1 protein-coding gene is annotated in these 467 nt (G+C 58.7%); it reads right to left on the bottom strand.

All coding sequences use genetic code 11. From position 1 onward, the window contains the following. The coding region (locus tag EN786_RS36080) for a sulfotransferase family 2 domain-containing protein (RefSeq protein ID WP_135910026.1) at nucleotides 1-467 on the bottom strand (467 nt) is incomplete at both ends.

The raw sequence follows: 467 nt of genomic DNA, 5'->3' as shown, positions 1-467 counted from the left end.
TCTTCCGATCTAGGAATGCCTCGACCTTGTCCATCTCCTCGAACCTGAAGACGTGCTCGAACAGGAAAAGGCTGGAGCCGACAAAATGGCGCGGCGATGCGACGTGGAATCGGATCTCCCACGAGCACGCGCTATATTTTTCGACGTTGAGGATGAAGGTATCGAGGTCCGGATCGGTCGGCAGGCCGAAAGCCTCGAGCATTTCGGCCTTTGCCGATGACCGCGTCAGAACGTTGATGTCCAGTATTCTGCTCGAATAGGCCGAGAGAAGCCGCTCCAGCGGATCACGGACGATGGTGAACTTGCCGCCCAGCCCGTCATAGACCGGCACAAACGGATCGACCCAGCTGGTGAAGAGATGACCGTGGACCTCATTGTCCGGATCGGCGAGAGCGGCTTGCCCGCCGCCAAGCGCCATCAGCGCGTATTTGACGCTGCTGGTGCCGCTTTTCGGGACAGGATAGTAG

This window comes from Mesorhizobium sp. M4B.F.Ca.ET.143.01.1.1, assembly GCF_004792275.1.
Lineage (GTDB): Bacteria > Pseudomonadota > Alphaproteobacteria > Rhizobiales > Rhizobiaceae > Mesorhizobium > Mesorhizobium abyssinicae.
Note: the sequence above shows the minus strand (reverse complement) of the source record. Positions and strands in the feature narration are given on the sequence as shown.